Consider the following 18,584-nt stretch of genomic DNA (forward strand, 5'->3'; position numbering starts at 1 on the left):
ATTTATCCCCTCTACTGCGGAATCAATAAACCTCCCCGTGATTATTGATTTGTCAGCGCTTCCAGTAGAGCCCCCATCCCCAGATCCCCCTCCACACGAAGCCAGGAGTCCCACATACGCAGTAACGAGAATAACCCTTCCAATAAGCCTAGTGTTTGTTATCATTTTATTGGCTTCTGATATAAATACTAAACGTGACATAGGCGTCATTAACTAATAGTGCTTCTGCATTCCTAAAAACCTTCTTGATTCTCAATTCACCGTCACCGGCCTCGACCCCACTTGCAAAATCGCATCAAACGCTGTTTTGTTGAATCGCAGTTGGCTTGGGGTCCATACGTTCGCGGGTGTGAAGTCACCGCCGAGTACCTTGCCGTTTACTACGCTGAAAATGAGTTGACTTCCATGAGGCCCGTACGGCGCGTCAATCTTTAACACCGATTGACCATGAACCGTTTCAATGACGTACGCCGCATTGGATCCAGGGGTCCAGGTTCCGCCGTCACAGCCAGAGAGCGCGGCCTCAAAGCCCAAGCTGCAGACATACCGCCGCACGGTGCCACTCCCAGCGGCGATAGCCGTCGATGAGGTTTCATTGAACGAGAAGGCCAGCCCATTGGAACTTATCGTGTTTGAACTGGGGTTACCAGGCGAAGGTGTCCGCAGGGCGTCGATGAACGCAGCCAAGCTCGCGTAGCCGGGATTGTCGCCATAGGCTCCGGGCGCAAAGCCAGCCGACAGCGTATAGCTTGGCTTCAGGTTGTTCATCGACACGTAGAACACTTTGCTGCCAACTGGAAACACATAGTTGGCATAGCTGCTTGGCAGGTCCGCGCCGTTGATTTCACTGAATTTTTTGCCCGCTACGTCTTGTGTGCGCAGGGTGGCGCGCGCTTGCCACCCGTCGCTGGAGCTTGCCAAGCCACCGACACCATCGGGGGTCCATGTCCCTCCAGTATTCCGGCCGGCCGACGACGAATCGATCCAGCCCGACGGTGTCAAGACAAAGCCATAGCCACTGTTAGAGAAGGCGACCCAAGCACCCTCAGACAAGACCTTGAAATCAAAACTCCATGTACTTGCTGTGCCGTGGAGCTTCGTATAGTCCAGAGGCGTGCAGTACGTACTATCCAAGCACCCGGCGTAGCTGCCCTCAACCAACATATCGTTCACGTTACCTAAAGAGGTCTGTGACGTTTGTTTGGCTGCAGCAAGCAGTGAGCTTGTGTCGGGCTTCAGGTTGGCGTCGGCGCCAGTAGGGGCAGCGCTGCCGTTGCCTGCCAACAAGCTCTTTACCGTGGCGCTGGAGGCGGGTTTGGCGTTGACTGGTGCCGCATCGGCGGCAGCGTCCACCGCCTTCTTTAGTTGAACGATGTTCCCCTGTACGTAGCTCAGTCCCGCCAACAACGCGTCACGGCCCGAAGCACCACCGTCCCGGGCCAACTTAGTGACCTCACCGATGGCTGATGCAATGACTTGTGCTGTGATCTTGAGGTCGGGGTTTTTACTGGGGTCTTGCGTGAGGCTGGTGCCCTCTGGCAGGCCCAAGCGAGTTTTCACAGCTTGGGTGGCCTCGGCCAGCGATTTACTGCCATCCACGATCATGTCGTGCGAAACCAGCGTGGTGATGGGGCTGACCATGGCGCCGCTCGCGCTTCCATCGATCGCAGCGTAGGCGACAGTAGGCGCTATGAGGCTGTAACTTGCCTTACCGGCTTCAGCGAGGGTTTGGCCGTTGTCATCTGCGTCCTTCGCAGTGGCTGGAATCAGGGCTACCAAGTGCGCGGCCTGGATTTGCGCTGCTGTCAATGCAGACGCGTCGATCTTGAAGCTGCCGTCTTCAGCAGTTGGTGCCGATGCAGGCTCGCCGTCGTCTTTGGTCTGGTTGTTGTTCAGGTCCAGAAAAACCGTGGCACCTTGAATAGCCCCATCTACGACGGTACCGCTGATGGCGATCGACTTGGATGTTGTCGGTGCATTGCCACCTCCACACGCCACGAGGACAACTCCGCAGGCGAGCGCAAGCGCGCTGAGCGCAGGGGTGCGCGTCATGTTCTTCATGCAATTTCTCCCATCATGTTTTGTTGAAAAAAGGTTCAACGGGATAGAGGGCGCGGCAACGAATGCACGCCATGAACCTCTACCGTTGTTGGGCCATTCTCTGGTTGGCCACCTTCTTTGTCTGCCCGCTGTCGGGGGACAAAACAGCAAAAAAATGTCGCTGTTTTTCCGTGCCGCGTTACAGCGGCAGTTGCAGCCGCAGCTCGCAACCGCGGCCCGCTTCGCTGGTCAGATGCAGCGCAGCGCCCAGCCTTAGCGCCCGTTCGTGCATGCCGTCTAGGCCTTTGCCACGCTGTACCGTGTCAGGGTCAAAACCCTCGCCGTTATCCCGGATGGAAATGACGATGGGGGACTTCGACGCAACATCTCCGACCGCGTTGTGGGCGCGCACTTCGATGCGGCTGGCGTGTGCATGTTTGCATGCATTGCCCACCGCCTCGCTGAGCAGGGCGCGCAGGTCTTGGGTGCGGTCCGCATCGAGTTGGACGTCGGGTAAGTTCACATCGACATGCCAATCCAATGCAATGCCCATGCGCCGAAGGCGGGGGTTGAGGCGCTCGCGGGTGTCTGCCAGGATGTACATCACGGTGCTGGGGCGGTGCACCTTGGGGCTGCTAAGGTCGCGCACTTCGTGGCCAATGTCTTCCAACACGCTGAGCATGTCGTGTTGGCTCAAATCCTGTTCGTGAATTTGGCGTTTGGCAGTGACCAGCAGGTTGCCCACCCGGTCATGCAGGTCCAATGCAAATGCTTGGTGCTGGCGGGCCAGCCCTTGCGCGAGTTCCAGCTTGCGAATTTCTTGGTGCTGTTGTTCCAGGAGCACCGCCTGCTGCTGCAGTTGCTGGTGCAAGATCAGCTCGTGCTGCTCGGCGCGCTGCAGTGCGGTGCCGTAGCGGCGGTTGGTGATGTACATGAACACCGCAAACAGAAATGTTGAGCTGACTTGAAACAGAAAGAAGTCGTCTGGATGGCTTTGGTTGGTCAAGCGAAAGATGCTGTGAATACCAAACAGGAACTGCAGCCAGTTTGCGACCGCCAGCAAGACACTCTCTCGCGTGCGCACACGCCAAGCGTGGTAGGTCATGATCGCGGCGCAGCCAATAAACAGACCAAGATTGATGATGTGCTGTAAGACCAAGGCGTTCTTGTCCCAACCCCACATGGGCATGGTGACGACGGTACTGGCGACCGCATAGGCCAGCAAAGCCAGTCGCAGGCGTGGAAAACGCAGCCCCTCAAACGCGAACGTGAACAAGAAGCTCAGCGAGATGATCCAATTGATGCTGGCATCAACAGCCCAGCCAAACCACAACGACAGCGAATCGTTTTGCGAGAAGTCATGGGTGTATTGAAAGCCGGACGCCAGCCACATGAACGCAGTCAGGGTAAGCAGGCCATAGATGGGCTCTTGGCGACGAATGCGAGCCAGCTGCCAACAGACCAGCGTCATGGTCAGGGCGATCGCTGCGGTCACGGTACCCACGCCAACGTGCCACAGATTGCGGTCACGCCACGCTTGGTCAACATCATCGATCGGACCCATGAAGATGGACCCAATGGCATACCCCTTGGCTTGTGGGTGCAATACCGAAAGCAAAATCTCCGGCTCGGGCGTCTGCGCACGCAAGGTAGGTAAACCTACGCGCAGCGGTACGTTCCAAGTGATGCGCCAGTCGCGCAAACTCGCTTGCACCAGTTCGCCGTTGACCCACAGCGCCCACGGCCCGCCCATCACTCGGTTGCCCATCAGGCCAAGTTGTCCTGGCGTTAACTCCCTGGTTTGTCGGCCTTGAAGTAATGCATCTGGAATGCGAATACGCAACCACAGCAATGCAACGGGCGCGTCGGCAGGTAAATCAATTGATTCGGGCAGGGGCTGGCTGTGCGGAAGGGTCACGGTGGTCCACTGCGCAGCTTGCAGCTGGGGTGGGGCCAACAGGACAGGCTCGATCTGACTCTGTGTCATCACCATGCGGCCTACGGGCTGCACCCACATCTCGACCTGCTGCACCTTCTGCACCTGGGGCGTGGGTGTAGGCAACAGCACGGCCAACAGAATGAACGCCGCAAGCGGCAGCGCCATACCGATGAACGCTCTGCGCTGCCAAAGCGTCAAGCTTTGGTCGGACGGCTGCCAGCGAAGCAACGCCAAGAATTTGCGTAGTGCCCAGCCGTGTCGCGAGGCATCTCCGAACAGGGGGCTAGCCTTTGGTGGGGAGTGTTGGTCGTTCACAGAAGTCCCCTTTGCCGCGCCAGCTGCAGCGCGCTTGCTTTGCTGCTGACCCCCAACTTTTTGTACAAGCGCTCTCTGTAGGATTTGACGCTGTGCGGGCTGATACCCATTCGTTCTGCACAATCGGCTTCGCTCAAGCCCTCGTGAATGTGTTGCAACAGCTGCGACTCACGCTCGCTCAAGCTCGTTGCCTCATCTTGGAGCAAGGTATAGGCTTGCCGCACCAACAAGCCTGCTTGGTGGGCGGAGAGATGCAAGTCGCCTTGCAGTTCGCCCAGCGGGCGCCCAGTTTTCACGTACCGCAGAACAGTCAACACGCGCTCGTGGGACTGTGTTTGGGTTTGGCTCAATTGCTCTTGCAGCGCGCTTAGCATCTCCTTGGCCAAATAGGAGTTGATGGGGCTGGCCCCGGCAAACACGTTTTGTACCAGGGTTGGCCAGATTTCGGCACGGTCGTCTTTTTCCAGATAACCCACTGCGCCGGCCCTGATGGCGGTCAACACGGTGTCAAACGTTCGGTGCGCACACAACACCACGCAAAGACACTGCTTACCGAAACGTTGCTGGGCAACATGAATCAAGTTCAAGCCATTGCCCATGGGCAGACCTAAATCCACCAGCAACATGTCCGGACGGTCTCTCTCCAAGAGCTTGCGTCCTTCTTCTTCGTTTTTGCAGGGAGTCAGCACCTGCCAGTGGGGCACCGTCGCCAAGGCGCGCACCAAGCTCTCGCGCGGTGGGGTGTGGTCTTCAACGATTGCTATACGCATGGTTCACCGTGCTGAGGTGATGCTGACGAACCATCGAGCTGACGGGCTGCAAACGACTGCGAGTGCTGCGCCGAGATTTAGCCGGGGAGATGTGGACTTCATATAGTGCTTGAGTTTTCTACGGAGCGCTTTGCGCCGAGAATCGTAAACCGGTTCCCTGCCAGATCCCAAACCCACATCGAACGTCTGCCCCATGCACACCCTCAACCTCATCGGCGCCGGCCGGGTCGGCCGCACCCTGGCACACCTCTGGCACCGTTGCGGCGCGCTCGCCATCGGCGATGTACACACCCGCAGTCTGGCGTCCGCCCAAGCGGCCTGCGCCTTCGTGGGCGCCGGGCGCGCCGTCGAGCGGACCGACCAGATGCAGCCTGCTGACGTATGGATGCTGGCCGTGCCCGACGCACAGATCGCCAGCGCAGCCTACGCCTTGGCGCAGTGCGCCAGAGAGCATGGCTGGGCGCCGGCGCAGGCGTTCCACTGCAGCGGGGCCTTGGCCAGCGACGTGCTGCAGCCCTTGCAAGCGCTGGGCTGGCAGGTGGCCAGCACGCATTGCATCTTGAGTTTTGCCAGCGCTGAAACGGCGGTCGAGCAGTTTGCCGGCACACCCTGCGCCTTGGAGGGCGACCACGCACTGACAGATTGGCTGCGCGGCCCGTTTGGCGCCATCGGCGCGCGTTGCTTTGATCTGCAGGCGGACAAAAAAGTGCTCTACCACGCCGCCGCCGTGTTCGCCACCAACTACCTGCCGGTGCTGGAACACTTGGCGGAGCGCGCCTGGGCAGATGCAGGCGTGCCCGCCGAATTGCTGCCGGGCTTGCGCCAGAACGTCATGGCCCGCGCCATGGCCAACGTCCAGACATTGGGGCCGCATGGCGCACTGACCGGGCCAGCAGCCCGCCGCGATGTGGCAGCGATTGCGCGCCAACGCGCGGTGGTGGCCGCCTGGGATGCCCAAGCGGGCGAAGCCTACGCCGCCTTGAGCGCCCTGGCGCTGCGGATGGCAAACCAGAGCAGCCAGGCCGCCGCAAACAGCGCCAACCCGCGCTGAAGCCCAGCCGTCTCCGCGAAGTCCTGCGGCGTGGTGGCCAGCACCCAAGCGGCTGCGCCCACCAACAGCGCCAGCGCCCGGGTGGGCCAGGCGTGCACCTGTTGGTAGCGCAAGGGCACGCGCGCCAACAGCCACTGCGCCAGCAAACCGCACAGCAGCCCCAGGCTGATGCCCACGGCCACATCGCCCGGCCAATGCGCACCCACCGCAATGCGCGACAAGCCCGCGCCCAAGGCGAGCAACAACAGCCAGGCATGGCGCAGCCGCTGCGGTGGCGACAGGGCAAAAAACAGCGCGCTGGCCGCGGCCCATGCGCTGGTGGTGTGGCCCGATGGCATGGACACGGTGTACAGCGTTTCACCGGCAATGCGCAGCAGCGCCGGGTCAATCTCGGCTGCCGGGCGGGCACTGACGATGAAGTCCTTGCCCAGCCGGGTGAGCACCGCCGCAAAGGGTACCGCGCACATCCAGGCCCACATCAATCGCGGCGCCAGTGTCAGCAAGGGTGCGGTCAGCGCCAACACAATCCATCCGTTGCCCAACAAGGACAGCGCCATCCACACCGCCAGCGGCACGTGGGCGCTGGCGTGGTGCAGGGCCAAAAACATCGCAGGCTCCCACCAGTGCAACCACAAAGGCGCTGCCAACGCCGCCAGGGCAAAGGGCAGGCACCACAACCACAGCGGATGGCCGGCAACGCGCTTCATGGAGTCACCCGTGCAGCGGGCTGCGGCTGCGGCTGCGGTTGCGGTTGCGGTTGCGGTTGCGGTTGCGGTTGCGGTTGCGGTTGCGGTTGCGGTTGCGGCTGCGGCTGCGGCTGCGGTTGCGGTTGCGAACCTGGCATACCAGACCAGCCGAAGCACGCATAAAAGTCGAACTGCGCGAGGTGGTAGCCAAATCGCTGCACAGCCAAGGTCTCGAGCCGCTCGCAGCGGGCAAAGCCAGGTGTTCCCAGCGGGGGTGCGTAGGGCTGCTGCGACCAGTCGACCAGCAACGTGCTGGCCCCGGAAGGCAATTTGCCAGCCCAAAAATCAAATTGGTCGAAGCGGTCTTGCAGCACATGCACGGGCAAGGGCCGGGCGTACCACGCCAGGCGGCTTGCCAGCGTCCAGTTCTGTACAGCCGCCGAAGTCAGCCCGCGCTCCTTCGCCAGCTGCTGTGCGCGCGCAGCCGCGGCGTCCCATCCGTGCAGATCGGCAAATGGATTGGGCGTGGTGCTGGTGCTGGTGCTGGTGCTGGTGCTGGTGTTGGTGTTGGTGTTGGTGGTTGTAGCGTGGGTGCTAGCAGTCGCGCCGCCACTTGGATTGCTGGCCGGGGTCTGCGCGGCATGGCTTCCCGTGGCTTCGGCATGGTTGCTGGCGGGAGCGGCGTTGGCTGCGGGAGGCACGGTGCCACCCGCCAACCAAGGCGCGCCACCGGAGACCATCATGCCCAGCAAGGCGGCGCACCCCGCCGCTTGCAACGCCACCAAAGCGCGCAACAGGGCGCGCCTACCGCCGCCCTGGCCCCAAGCGTGGGCCAGCGCCACGCCGGCAAAGGGCGACAGCGCCACCCAGGCGGGCGCAGTCCAGTGCGGCAAGCCACTGCCACCACCGGACATGGCCACCAGTACCAGCCAGGGAATCGCGAAAAAACCACCCAATCGCTGCCCCCGCGGCGCAGTGCGCAACCAGCCTGCAAAACCCCACCAGAGCAATGGGCCGTAAGCGAGCAACTGCAGCAGCAGGTAGCGCACCAAATGGTCCCATTGCCACGCACCACCCGCACCATGGCCCGCCTGGTAGGCAAATGAAACCCATTGGTTTTGCGCGTTCCACACCAGCACCGGCGAGACCACCACCAAGGCCAACAGCAAGGACAGCACCGCCCACGGACTGCGCAAGCCAGCCCATCCGCGCACCGCCAGCAGGCACCACAGCAGCGCTGGCGCCAAGAACACGGCGGTGTACTTGGACAGCCCAGCCAATCCCAACAACAGCCCCAAGGCCAACCACTGCCGCGCGCTCACCGCGCCGCCTTGGCCCAGAATGCGCAGCGCAAGCGCCATCACGGCCACAGTGAAAAACATCAACAAGGTGTCGGGCAGCAAACCGATGGCGAGCAAGTGCAGCACCGGTGCGAGCAGCAAAGCCACCACCGTCCACAGGCCTGCGTTCGCTGCGGCCCCAGCGTCCGGCGCAGCCCGTGCCAGCCCCTGCAAGCGCAATGCAATGCCGTGCGCCAGCCAAACGGTTGCCAGCCACAGCACGCCGGGCAGCAGACGCAGCACCGCCTCGGGCGCATGCAACGCTACCAGCGGCCACTGCAGCCAACCGACCAAGGGCGGGTGGTCAAAATAACTCAGCGCGAGGTGCTGCGCGTACAGCGCGTAGTGCGCCTCATCCACCGAAAGACCGACGGCCGCGCCCAACACCGCATGCAATGCAAATGCCGCGCCCAGCCACCAGCGGGTGCGGCGCAGGCTCGGTTCGGGCAGAGGGATTGCGCGCGCGGGCGTGGGTCGGTCCATACAATCCCCGCAGTCTAAACCGCAAGCTGCAAGGAGAAACCATGCCCACTTACCACGTCGAAATGCTTGAAGGCCGAACCCTGGCCCAGAAGAAAAAACTGGTTGAGGAAATCACCCGCGTGAGTGTCGAAGTGTTGGGCGGCTCGCCCGAGTCGGTGGACATTTTGATCGTCGACGTGAAGGCAGAAAACTGGGCCACTGGCGGCAAGCTGTGGAGCGAGCCACGCAACTGAGCCACGCCTGCCGTTTGTGCCAAGGCAAAAATGTCGCGGTGTACACTGATTTCATGTGCCAACTGCTAGGAATGAACAGCCGCTTGCCGGCCAGCCTGACCCTGAGCTTTACCGGGTTTTCACAGCGCGGCGGTTGCACGGACCACCATTCGGACGGTTGGGGAATCGCCTTCTTTGAGAGCGAAGGCGACCAGCCCGGCAAAGCGGCGCGCCACTTCGTCGACAAGGACAGCGCCGCCACCTCACCCATTGCGCAGATGCTGCGCAGCTACCCGATCAAAAGCCACAACGTGGTGGCCCATGTGCGCAAGGCTACCGTGGGCGCAGTCACCCTGGAAAACTGCCACCCCTTTGTACGCGAGCTTTGGGGCCGCTATTGGTTTTTTGCGCACAACGGCGACCTCAAAGACTTTGCCCCCAGCTTGCACGGCAGTTTCAAGCCGGTGGGCAGCACCGACAGCGAGCTGGCCTTCTGCTGGCTGATGCAAGAGCTCAACAAATCGCACGCCAATGTGCCCTCGGTGGCCGAACTGACCCACACCTTGGCCGAACTCACACCAACCATCGCGCGCCACGGCACCTTCAATTTCCTGCTCAGCAACGGGCAGGCGCTGTGGGCACACGCCAGCACCAAGCTGCACTATGTGCAGCGCCAGCACCCGTTCAGCGAGGTGCAACTCAAAGACGAAGACGTCAGCGTAGACCTGTCCCAGCTCAATGGTCCGGACGACCGGCTGGTCGTCATCGTGACCGAGCCGCTCACCACCAACGAAACCTGGGTGGCTATGCAGCCCGGTGAGTTGCGGGCCTTCTGCGACGGCAGCGTGCTGGTGTAGCGAGGGCGACGGCGAATCGGCCGCACGCGCGGCAGACCCTGCAGCAATTGGGCTCAGCGGGGCAGTCCATCTGAATGGGCCATGGCAGCCTGCAGCGCATCGACAAACAGCGCTGGCACATCGCAGCCGGTCTGGTCCGTGATTTCCTGAAAGCATGTCGGACTGGTGACATTGATTTCGGTGAGCGTGTCGCCAATCACATCCAGGCCTACCAACAACAAGCCACGCGCCGCCAACACGGGTCCCAGCGCCTCGGCAATGGCGCGGTCGGCGTCGCTCAGCGGCTGCGCCACGCCTTTGCCGCCAGCAGCCAAATTGCCGCGCACCTCGCCGCCTTGCGGAATGCGCGCCAGGCAAAACGGCACCGGCTTGCCGCCGATCACCAGCACCCGCTTGTCGCCCTGCGCAATGGCCGGCAGGAACTTCTGCACCATCACGGTTTGGGCACCGTCACAGTTCAGGGTTTCGATGATGCCGCCCAGGTTGAGCCCATCGTCCTTCACCCGAAAAATGCCGCTGCCACCCATGCCGTCCAGCGGCTTGAGAATGATGTCGCGGTGCTCGGCGTGGAAGCGCCGGATGTCGGCCGCGTCGCGGGTCACCAAGGTGGGGCCGGTCCATTGGGAAAACTCGAGAATCGCCAGCTTCTCCGGGTGGTCGCGCAAGGCGCGTGGCTTGTTGAACACCCGTGCGCCTTCGCGCTCGGCCTGTTCCAGCAAGTGGGTGGCGTAAAAAAACTCGCTATCAAACGGCGGGTCTTTGCGCATCAGCACGCAGTCAAAATCTTTGAGCGCCTGTGCGCGCTCGTCGGGCTTGCTTTGCCTTGCCACAAACCAGCGCTTCGCATCGCCGGTGAGCGTGATGTCACGCACATAGGCCGTCACGGGCGCGTCACGCTGCCACATGATGTCTTTGGGCTCACACGCGCTCAAGGAGTGGCCGCGCCGCTGCAGCTCGCGCATCATGGAAAAGCTGGTGTCCTTGTAAATCTGGAAGGACTCCAATGGGTCGGCGACAAACAAAACGTGCATAAAAAACCTGGGTGAATGGTGGTTGGCGCTGCGCCGGCAGAGCTTAACGCAGGGCAGCTTGGGGGCTCAATTGCGGCTCAGGTCGCGTCTGAGGGTTTGCCGCACGTGGTGACGCTTCTGACTGAGGATCTGACCCTCAGGGTCCGGGCTGTTCTGGTGCGCCGTACTGCTGGATGGCTAGCGCAATCGCACCGGCTACCACGCCCCAAAACGCCGACCCAACACCCGCTAGCACCACGCCACTGAGCGTCACCAGGAACGTCACCATGGCGGCTTCGCGGTGGGCGGGGTTGTCCAGGGCGGTGCGCAAGGCAGCGGCGATGGTGCTGATGAGGGCCAAGCCCGCAATCGCCGAAACCAGCTCCTTGGGGAAGGCGGTGAGCACACCGATGATGGTCGCGCCAAACAGTCCGATCAGGATGTAGAGCGCGCCGCACACGGCCGAAGCGGTGTAGCGCTTTTTGGGGTCAGCATGCGCCTCGGGGCCCATGCAAATGGCCGCCGTGATGGCGCTCAAATTCAGCGCAAACGCACCAAAGGGCGCCAGCACGAACGTCGCCACACCAGTGAGGGTGATGACCTTGGACACCGGTATGCCCGCGTCTCCACCGAGCGCGCGCCGGTCGCCATAACCGCAGGCTTGGATGGCCGCCACACCCGGCAGGTTTTGCGACGCCATGGTGACGATGAACAGCGGCAGCGCCAGGCTGACGCAGCCCGCCAGCGACACCGTCGGCGTCACCCATACAGGGTAGGTCAATCCGAAGCGGATGTCGGTTGGCGTGAACCCGGTGGTCAACGCCGCAAATACCACCGCCACCAGCAAGGTGGCCGGCACCGCGTAGCGCGGGATGGTGCGTTTGCCCAGCAAGTAGGCCAGGAGCATCACCACCACCAGGGGCGCGGCGGTTTCGGCGGCGCTGAAGGCCGAGAGGCCAAAGCGCGCCAGCGCACCAGCCAACAGGGCCGAGGCGATGGCCACTGGAATGCGCGACATCAATCGCTCAAACCAACCCGTCCAACCGACCAGCACCACCAACAGCGCACTGACCATGAAGGCCCCCACGGCATCGGCCATGCCAAAGCCACCAGCGAGCCCGGCACTGGCCAGCACCGCAGCGCCCGGCGTGCTCCAAGCCACCATGACCGGCTTTCGCAACCACAGCGATGGCAAGAGCGTGCACAAGCCCATGCCCAGACCGATGGCCCACATCCACGACGCCATGATGGCCGGCGTGGCCCCAAAGGACTGCGCCGCCTGGAACACGATGGCAATCGAGCTGGTGAAGCCCACCAGCACCGCAACAAAGCCAGCGGCGCAGGCGGAGAGGCTCAGGTCCTTGAAAAACTGCATAGGAAAGCTCGCAGGGTCTACAGGCTGTTCAAGGCCGCGCTGGAGGCGCCGCCGCGCTCGGCTGGGACATGCCCTTCGTGGCCTGCGGCACCATCAGATTTCGATTTTGGAGCCCAGCTCCACCACCGCGTTGTTGGGCAGCTTCAAGAAGTCTGCGGCGGCGCCGGCGTTGCGGTGCATTTGCGCAAAGAGCTTCTCGCGCCAGGGCGCCATGCCCACCCCCAAGGTAGGCACCACGGTGTCACGCGACAGGAAGTAGCTTGTGGTCATGGGGTTGAGGTCGCAGCCCCGGCCCTGCATTTGCTGCAGGGCTTTGGGCACGTCCGGGTCGTTCTTGAAGCCGTAGTGGATCACCACCTCCCAGCAGTCGTGCCCCAAGGCGTTGACTTCCAGTCGCTTGTTCATGCCCACCCAGGGCACCTCGTGGCTGCGCACCGAGACGAACAGGTTTTGCTCGTGCAGCACCTTGTTGTGTTTGAGGTTGTGCAGCAAGGCATTGGGCACGGTGCCGGTCTCGGCGGTGAGAAACACCGCTGTGCCCTCTACCCGCACGGGCGGGCTGACGAACACCGCCTCCAGAAAACTGGGCAAGTCCAGCGCGTCGGCCCGCAACTTTTGGTTGAGCAGGGCGCGGCCGTCTTTCCAGGTCAGCATGAACATGAACATCACGCTGCCAATCAAAAGCGGGAACCAGCCGCCGTCAAACAGCTTGAGCATGTTCGAGGCCCAAAACGCCAGGTCCACCAATAGAAAGAAACCGGTGGCCGCCACGCACAACCACAAAGGGTACTTCCAGGCGTGGCGGATCACGAAGAAGGTGAGCACGGTGGTGATGAGCATGTCGGTGCACACCGCAATGCCGTACGCCGCCGCCAGGTTGCTCGAGGACTTGAACATCACCACCGCCAGCACAATGGCCGCAAACAGGCCCCAGTTGACGAATGGAAGGTAGATCTGACCGGTGTCTTTCACGCTGGTGTGCATGACTTGCAAGCGTGGCAGGTAGCCCAGTTGGATCACCTGCTTAGTCACGGAGAAGGCGCCGGAGATGAGCGCTTGCGAGGCGATCACGGTGGCCATGGTGGCCAGCACCACCAAGGGGATCAAGGCCCAGTCGGGCGCCATCAAATAGAACGGGTTTTTGACTGCTTCGGGGGTTTGCAGCAGCAAGGCGCCTTGGCCGAAGTAGTTCAGCGTGAGGCAGGGCATGACGATGGAGAACCAGGCAATCCGAATGGGCCGCTTGCCGAAGTGACCCATGTCTGCGTACAGCGCCTCTGCACCGGTAACGCACAAGACCACCGCGCCCAAGATAATGAAGGTGGTGCCCGGGTTGTTCCACATGAAGCCCAGTGCGTAAGCGGGGTTGATCGCCCACAGAATCTCCGGGTGGTGCACGATGTGCGACACGCCCAAGGCTGCGATGCTGAGGAACCACACCAGGGTAATCGGGCCAAAAAACTTTCCAATGCCCGTGGTGCCGCGCTTTTGCACCGCAAACAGGCAAAACAGAATCAGCAGAGTCAGCGGGATCACGTACTTCTTGAAGGTCGGGGAAATCACCTCCAGACCCTCGACCGCCGACAACACCGAAATCGCGGGGGTAATGATGCCGTCGCCGTAAAAAAGGCAGGTGCCAAAGATACCCACGAGCAGCAGCACTGCGCGCAGCCTGGGTTGGTCCTTGACCGATTGCGACGCCAGGGCCAGCATGGCCACCAAGCCGCCCTCGCCATGGTTGTCCGCGCGCAGCACCAGCACCACGTACTTGATGGAAACGATGACGGTGAGCGTCCAAAAGAAGATGGACAAGATGCCGTAGATGTTGTCGGTGGTAAAGGGCACATGGCCCGAACCAAACACCTCTTTGATGGCGTACAGCACGCTGGTGCCGATGTCGCCGTAGACCACTCCGATGGCGCCCACGGTGAGCGCGGTGAGGGACGATTTTGAAGCTGCCACACATTCGCCCGGCGCCACTGGGCGGCCGGGGTCCATTCCTTTAGGGAGCGCTATTTTGCGCCCGGTCACTGTGGACGCAAGCGCCGCTCACGCAAATGGATGCCTTAGCGCAATCATGTTGCAACGCAGCAACTCCCCTTGCATGCCGCGCTGCTTGGTGCTAACGCAGCCTATTCGTACTGCTCGGCGTCGGGGTCGGTCGCTTCGAGTTCGTAGCTGGCTGCCAGCATGGCCAGGCGGCCGATGACGCCGTACATGTAAAAACGGTTGGGGGCGCTGGCGCCTGGGCGGATGCCAGGCTGCGGCAGGTGGGTGCTGTCGGCAAAGGCCAGCGGCACAAAGGCTGCGCCCGGGGCACTGAGGTCCTCGTCCACACCGCGGTCTGCGTGGATGCGGTAGAAGCCGCCCACCACGTAGCGGTCCATCATGTAGACCACCGGCTCGGCGACTGCGTCATTGATGCGCTCGTTGGTGAGCACGCCTTCTTGAATGATGAGTTCTTGTTCGCCCGACGCCAGCTGGGTATTGGCCGCGCGCGCCTTTTGAATCATACCGGCCATGTCTTTGGTGTCACGCACCGTCATCAGGCCCGCGCTGCTGCCGCGGTTGTCGGCCTTGACCACCGCAAAGGGCTTTTCCTTGATGCCGTACTCTTTGTACTTCTTGCGCACCCGGGCGAGCAGGGCATCCACCTGGGCGGTCAGCGCCTGCACGCCTTCGGCGGTAGCTAGGTTGACGTTGCCACAGCGGTCGAACATGGGGTTGATCAACCACGGGTCCACACCGATGAGCTTGCCAAAGCGCTTGGCCACCTCTTCGTAGATTCTGAAATGGGTGCTCTTGCGCCGAGTTGCCCAGCTGGCGTGCAAGGGCGGCAGCAAGAACTGCTCGTGCAGGTCTTCCAGAATGCCGGGCACCCCGGTCGAGAGGTCGTTGTTGAGCAAAATGGTGCAGGGGTCGAAGTCTTTGACGACCAGCCGCCCCTTGGCCCGCACCACAGGCTCCAAGGTGATGCTGGTACCACCAGGCAACTCGATGGTGGCGGGCTTTTTGACGTCGGGGCTGATGGAGCCCAGGCGCACGTTCAACCCCGCCATATGAAACACCGTGCGCAATTGGGCCAGGTTGCTGAGGTAAAAGGTGTTGCGGGTGTGGTTGTCGGGAATGATGAGCAGGTTGCGCGCCTCCGGGCAAATCTTCTCGATTGCCGCCATGGCCGCCTGCACCGCCAAGGGGAGCATCGGCGCGGTCAGGTTGTTCCAGCCAGTGGGATAGAGGTCGGTGTCCACCGGGGCCAGCTTGAATCCCGCGTTGCGCACATCCACCGAGCTGTAAAACAGCGGCGTGTGCTCCATCCATTCCAGGCGGAACCAGCGCTCGATCGCAGGCATCGAGTCCAGGATGCGCTGCTCGAGCTCGTTGATCGGTCCTGTCAGTGCGGTAACGAGGTGGGGAACCATAGAAGTCGTGCTTTCACAAAAGGGCGTGGTACTGGGGCGAGCGCCACTGCTCCAACTGGAGCGGCATTCGCAAAAATCAAGTGCGCACTTCGCCTTCGCCCAGCACCACGTACTTCAGGGACGTCAGGCCTTCTATGCCCACCGGGCCACGGGCGTGGAACTTGTCGGTGCTGATACCAATCTCGGCACCCAAGCCGTACTCAAAACCATCGGCAAACCGGGTGCTGGCGTTGACGATCACGCTGGCGGAGTCCACCTCGCGCAAGAACTTTTGCGCATGCACATGGTTGGTGGTGAGGATCGCGTCGGTGTGGTGGCTGCTGTACTGGTTGATGTGGGCAATGGCCTGGTCCACGCTGTCGACCACCTTGATGCTGATGATGGGTGCGAGGTACTCCTCGTACCAGTCTTGCTCGGTGGCGACGGTCAGTTGGGCACCGTCCAAATTGCGCAGCAAAGCGCGGCTGCGTTCACACACCCGCATTTCCACACCCTTGTCGGCGTAAATCCGGCCGATGCGCGCAAGAAACTCGGGCGCCACGCCCTGCGCCACCAAGAGGCTCTCGGCCGCATTGCACGGGCTGTACTTCTGGGTCTTGGCGTTGTCTGCCACCCGCACCGCCATGGCGACATCGCAGGGGTCGTCTACGTACACATGGCAATTGCCATCCAAGTGCTTGATGACAGGCACCTTGGCCTCGCGGCTGATGCGCTCAATTAAGCCCTTGCCGCCGCGCGGGATGATGACGTCTACATACTGGGGCATCGCAATGAGTTGGCCCACCACTTCGCGGTCCGTGGTTTGCACCAGTTGCACCGCATGGGCAGGCAGGCCACTGTCGCTCAGCGCCTGCTGCACCAGTGCGGCCAGCGCCTTGTTGGAATCAATCGCCTCGGAGCCGCCGCGCAAGATGCAGGCGTTGCCACTTTTGATGGACAGGCTGGCGGCCTCGATCGTCACGTTGGGGCGGCTCTCGAAAATCATGCCGAACACGCCAATGGGCACGCGCATCTGCCCCACGCGAATGCCGCTGGGTTGCTGTTTCATGCCGATGATTTCACCGATCACATCGGGCATGGCCGCAAGCTGCTCACAGCCTTGGGCGCAGGTCTCGATCACTTTGGGCGTGAGCTTGAGGCGGTCCACCATGGGCGCGGCCAGGCCAGCTTCTAGCGCCCGTGCAATGTCTTTGGCGTTTTCCGATTGCAGCGCGTCGGTGCTTTGGCGCAGCAGCGCGGCCAACGCACGAAGTGCACGATTTTTGGCATCGGCCGAAGCCCGCGCCATCCGCGCGGACGCCGCCTTGGCCTGCGCACCCAGCAGGTGGGTGGATTCGGTGATGGAAGTCGCGTTCATGCGCGGATTTTGGCAGATCACTGCGCCCGCGCGGCGGGCTGGGGATTCGCACCACGCTGCCCGCCCGCAGCGGGCACACGTTCCGCGCACACTGCACACAGTGCAAGCGCCAACCGGTGCAAAGCGTTCCAGCCCGAACTGGGCCAGTCAGGGTGCTTAAGGCCCTTGACGATGCCATCGACAACATGGGCGTCTTGCAGCAAGCGCGCAAGGTTGGCATCGGAGAGGCGCGGCAGCACCCGCTCGAACAAGCGCTCGCGCACGCCCCAGATGCGCTGCTCGCGCAGCGCCATGGGCAGCGGCCGGCCCTGTGCCATGGCCAGCTTGACCCGAGTGAGGGCGCGGATGTCTTCGGCCAAGGTGTAGTGCACCAGCACCTCGGCTTCGCCCTCGGCCTGCAGGCCGTCGAGCATGCGCTGGACCCGCAGAGGCTTGCCTCCCAGCACCGCCTCGGAGAGCTTGAATACGTCGTAGCGCGCAACGTTGAGCACCGCACTTTCCACCTGCGCATAGGTGAGCACGCTTGCTCCTGCCGCATCCGTGCCAAGCGCAGGTGCGCTTGCAATCGGATACAAAAGCGCGAGCTTCTGGATTTCCTGGTGGGCCGCGAGCAAATTGCCCTCAACCCGGTCGGCAAAAAACTGCAGCGTGCGCTGCCCTGCCTCGCCGGGTTCGACCCGCTGGCCGTTGGCCGCCAAGCGCTGCGCAATCCATTGCGGCAGGGCCTGGCGCTCTATGGGCTGCACTTCCACAACGACACCAAAGCTTTCCAGCGCGGCGAACCAGGCCGCCGCCTTGGACGCTTTGTCCATCCGCGGAAGCAACACCACCGTGAGCAAGGCGTCGTTAGCCTGCGCGGCTTGCGCTAGCTGCTGCAATGCGCCGCTTCCATCCTTGCCAGGTTTGCCGCTGGGGATGTGAACTTCCAGCAGCTGCTTGTCCGCAAACAGGCTCAGGCTGCCGCCAGCGGCCAGCACCTCGCTCCAGTCAAAATGGGCACCGGCCACGGTGTGGCTGCTGCGCTCGGTGTAGCCCTGCCTGCGGGCCGTCGCGCGGATGGCGTCAAGCGCCTCCTGGCGCAACAGCAGTTCGTCGCCGCACAGGGTGTACAAAGATTTGAGTCCGCGCTGCAGGTGCGCAGCCAACTGCGGTGGCGCGATCTGCATGGCCTAGGGCGCAATCGGCCGCGCGGCGTCCGGGGGCACAGCGTCCAGACGCTTGACGGCGGAAAGCCTGCGCAGCAGTTGCTGCACCGCTTCACTTTGCATGTCACGGTAGAGCAAGACCTCTTCCGCCTCTTTGGCCAGCACTGCCGATTCGCTGAAGCTGATTTCGCGGCGTTGTTCGATCTCGGTAGGGGGAATGATTTCACGCCCCTGGGGTGTGCGCAGTCTGAAGGTAACTGCCAAGCGCAACTGGTACTCGCGCACCTGACCGGATGCGTTGACGCCCACCACCAGCTTCTCGCGCTGCTCGCGTACGATGTCCAGAATCGCATCAGGCGCGGCCGCGCCGGTGGCCGCCACCGGCCGCAGCGATGCACTGAAGTAGCGCGCAAGCTCCGAGGCCACGCCGGCGCCGCGCTCGGGGGTCACCGCAATGGTGTCAAACGGCAAAGCGGGCGTGCTGCGCAGTTGGAAACCACAGCCCGCCAGAACACCGGCCAGCAAGACGCTGCCCAGCCAAACGCGGGCGGTGCGAGGCAGGGGCCAATGGGACACAGTTAC

Annotated in this window: 15 protein-coding genes; 3 read left to right on the forward strand and 12 right to left on the reverse strand. The window is 62.4% G+C overall.

The window, feature by feature from the left end; genetic code table 11:
* Positions 1 to 252 precede the first annotated feature (252 nt).
* The 3 genes from ACILRC_RS03805 to ACILRC_RS03815 all read right to left on the reverse strand — a co-directional run bounded on the left by ACILRC_RS03805 (position 253) and on the right by ACILRC_RS03815 (position 5,064).
* A complete protein-coding gene (locus tag ACILRC_RS03805) occupies positions 253 to 2,211 on the reverse strand; it encodes a hypothetical protein (RefSeq protein WP_395668017.1) in 1,959 nt (652 codons plus the stop codon).
* A 28-nt stretch (positions 2,212 to 2,239) separates the two neighbouring features.
* Positions 2,240 to 4,144 carry a sensor histidine kinase gene (locus ACILRC_RS03810; RefSeq protein ID WP_395668018.1) on the reverse strand — a complete coding sequence of 635 codons (1,905 nt, stop codon included), beginning with the start codon at positions 4,142 to 4,144 and terminating at the stop codon, positions 2,240 to 2,242.
* Between the two features lie 146 nt (positions 4,145 to 4,290).
* Positions 4,291 to 5,064 carry a LuxR C-terminal-related transcriptional regulator gene (locus ACILRC_RS03815; RefSeq protein ID WP_395668019.1) on the reverse strand — a complete coding sequence of 258 codons (774 nt, stop codon included), beginning with the start codon at positions 5,062 to 5,064 and terminating at the stop codon, positions 4,291 to 4,293.
* 193 nt (positions 5,065 to 5,257) lie between these two features.
* Between ACILRC_RS03815 and ACILRC_RS03820 the strand changes: the two genes are divergently transcribed.
* Complete coding sequence (locus tag ACILRC_RS03820) at positions 5,258 to 6,115, forward strand: Rossmann-like and DUF2520 domain-containing protein (protein ID WP_395668020.1); 858 nt, start codon at positions 5,258 to 5,260, stop codon at positions 6,113 to 6,115.
* Here ACILRC_RS03820 and ACILRC_RS03825 read toward each other — a convergent pair.
* Together ACILRC_RS03825 and ACILRC_RS03830 are read right to left on the reverse strand one after the other, a co-directional pair.
* Complete coding sequence (locus tag ACILRC_RS03825; protein ID WP_395668021.1) at positions 6,034 to 6,822, reverse strand: phosphatase PAP2 family protein; 789 nt, start codon at positions 6,820 to 6,822, stop codon at positions 6,034 to 6,036. The two genes, ACILRC_RS03820 and ACILRC_RS03825, sit on opposite strands and share 82 nt — an antisense overlap.
* Positions 6,819 to 8,624: a glycosyltransferase family 39 protein gene (locus ACILRC_RS03830; protein WP_395668022.1), complete on the reverse strand. Its 1,806-nt coding sequence runs from the start codon at positions 8,622 to 8,624 to the stop codon at positions 6,819 to 6,821. The genes ACILRC_RS03825 and ACILRC_RS03830 overlap by 4 nt, the downstream gene beginning before the upstream one ends.
* A 41-nt stretch (positions 8,625 to 8,665) precedes the next feature.
* Between ACILRC_RS03830 and ACILRC_RS03835 the strand changes: the two genes are divergently transcribed.
* Positions 8,666 to 8,857 carry a 4-oxalocrotonate tautomerase gene (locus ACILRC_RS03835; protein WP_395668023.1) on the forward strand — a complete coding sequence of 64 codons (192 nt, stop codon included), beginning with the start codon at positions 8,666 to 8,668 and terminating at the stop codon, positions 8,855 to 8,857.
* Positions 8,858 to 8,910: 53 nt separating this feature from the next.
* Complete coding sequence (locus ACILRC_RS03840) at positions 8,911 to 9,693, forward strand: class II glutamine amidotransferase (RefSeq protein ID WP_395668024.1); 783 nt, start codon at positions 8,911 to 8,913, stop codon at positions 9,691 to 9,693.
* A gap of 53 nt (positions 9,694 to 9,746) precedes the next feature.
* Here ACILRC_RS03840 and gshB read toward each other — a convergent pair whose 3' ends face one another.
* The 7 genes from gshB to lptE all read right to left on the reverse strand — a co-directional run bounded on the left by gshB (position 9,747) and on the right by lptE (position 18,578).
* Positions 9,747 to 10,724 (reverse strand): glutathione synthase, encoded by a 978-nt coding sequence (gene gshB, locus ACILRC_RS03845; protein WP_395668025.1) that lies wholly within the window; start codon positions 10,722 to 10,724, stop codon positions 9,747 to 9,749.
* Positions 10,725 to 10,860: 136 nt separating this feature from the next.
* Positions 10,861 to 12,078 carry a benzoate/H(+) symporter BenE family transporter gene (locus ACILRC_RS03850; protein ID WP_395668026.1) on the reverse strand — a complete coding sequence of 406 codons (1,218 nt, stop codon included), beginning with the start codon at positions 12,076 to 12,078 and terminating at the stop codon, positions 10,861 to 10,863.
* Between the two features lie 93 nt (positions 12,079 to 12,171).
* Positions 12,172 to 14,040, reverse strand: coding sequence for a potassium transporter Kup (locus ACILRC_RS03855; RefSeq protein WP_395668027.1), 1,869 nt, complete (start codon positions 14,038 to 14,040; stop codon positions 12,172 to 12,174).
* Positions 14,041 to 14,210: 170 nt separating this feature from the next.
* Positions 14,211 to 15,500, reverse strand: coding sequence for a glutamate--cysteine ligase (gene gshA / locus ACILRC_RS03860; protein WP_395668028.1), 1,290 nt, complete (start codon positions 15,498 to 15,500; stop codon positions 14,211 to 14,213).
* A 76-nt stretch (positions 15,501 to 15,576) separates the two neighbouring features.
* Complete coding sequence (locus tag ACILRC_RS03865) at positions 15,577 to 16,857, reverse strand: glutamate-5-semialdehyde dehydrogenase (protein WP_395668029.1); 1,281 nt, start codon at positions 16,855 to 16,857, stop codon at positions 15,577 to 15,579.
* Positions 16,858 to 16,874: 17 nt separating this feature from the next.
* Positions 16,875 to 18,023, reverse strand: a complete 1,149-nt coding sequence (gene holA, locus ACILRC_RS03870; RefSeq protein ID WP_395668030.1) for a DNA polymerase III subunit delta — start codon at positions 18,021 to 18,023, stop codon at positions 16,875 to 16,877.
* 3 nt (positions 18,024 to 18,026) lie between these two features.
* Positions 18,027 to 18,578: an LPS assembly lipoprotein LptE gene (gene lptE, locus ACILRC_RS03875; protein ID WP_395668031.1), complete on the reverse strand. Its 552-nt coding sequence runs from the start codon at positions 18,576 to 18,578 to the stop codon at positions 18,027 to 18,029.
* Between the last annotated feature and the right edge of the window lie 6 nt (positions 18,579 to 18,584).

Origin of the sequence: Rhodoferax sp. (assembly GCF_044236835.1) — a bacterium.
GTDB lineage: Bacteria > Pseudomonadota > Gammaproteobacteria > Burkholderiales > Burkholderiaceae_C > Allorhodoferax.

Coding starts and splice junctions, on each gene's coding strand:
- ACILRC_RS03810 (WP_395668018.1), bottom strand. CDS start 4,144: ATGGCGCTGCCGCTTGCGGCGTTCATTCTGTTGGCCGTGCTGTTGCCT.
- ACILRC_RS03815 (WP_395668019.1), bottom strand. CDS start 5,064: ATGCGTATAGCAATCGTTGAAGACCACACCCCACCGCGCGAGAGCTTG.
- ACILRC_RS03820 (WP_395668020.1), top strand. CDS start 5,258: ATGCACACCCTCAACCTCATCGGCGCCGGCCGGGTCGGCCGCACCCTG.
- ACILRC_RS03825 (WP_395668021.1), bottom strand. CDS start 6,822: ATGAAGCGCGTTGCCGGCCATCCGCTGTGGTTGTGGTGCCTGCCCTTT.
- ACILRC_RS03830 (WP_395668022.1), bottom strand. CDS start 8,624: ATGGACCGACCCACGCCCGCGCGCGCAATCCCTCTGCCCGAACCGAGC.
- ACILRC_RS03835 (WP_395668023.1), top strand. CDS start 8,666: ATGCCCACTTACCACGTCGAAATGCTTGAAGGCCGAACCCTGGCCCAG.
- ACILRC_RS03840 (WP_395668024.1), top strand. CDS start 8,911: ATGTGCCAACTGCTAGGAATGAACAGCCGCTTGCCGGCCAGCCTGACC.
- gshB (WP_395668025.1), bottom strand. CDS start 10,724: ATGCACGTTTTGTTTGTCGCCGACCCATTGGAGTCCTTCCAGATTTAC.
- ACILRC_RS03850 (WP_395668026.1), bottom strand. CDS start 12,078: ATGCAGTTTTTCAAGGACCTGAGCCTCTCCGCCTGCGCCGCTGGCTTT.
- gshA (WP_395668028.1), bottom strand. CDS start 15,500: ATGGTTCCCCACCTCGTTACCGCACTGACAGGACCGATCAACGAGCTC.
- ACILRC_RS03865 (WP_395668029.1), bottom strand. CDS start 16,857: ATGAACGCGACTTCCATCACCGAATCCACCCACCTGCTGGGTGCGCAG.
- holA (WP_395668030.1), bottom strand. CDS start 18,023: ATGCAGATCGCGCCACCGCAGTTGGCTGCGCACCTGCAGCGCGGACTC.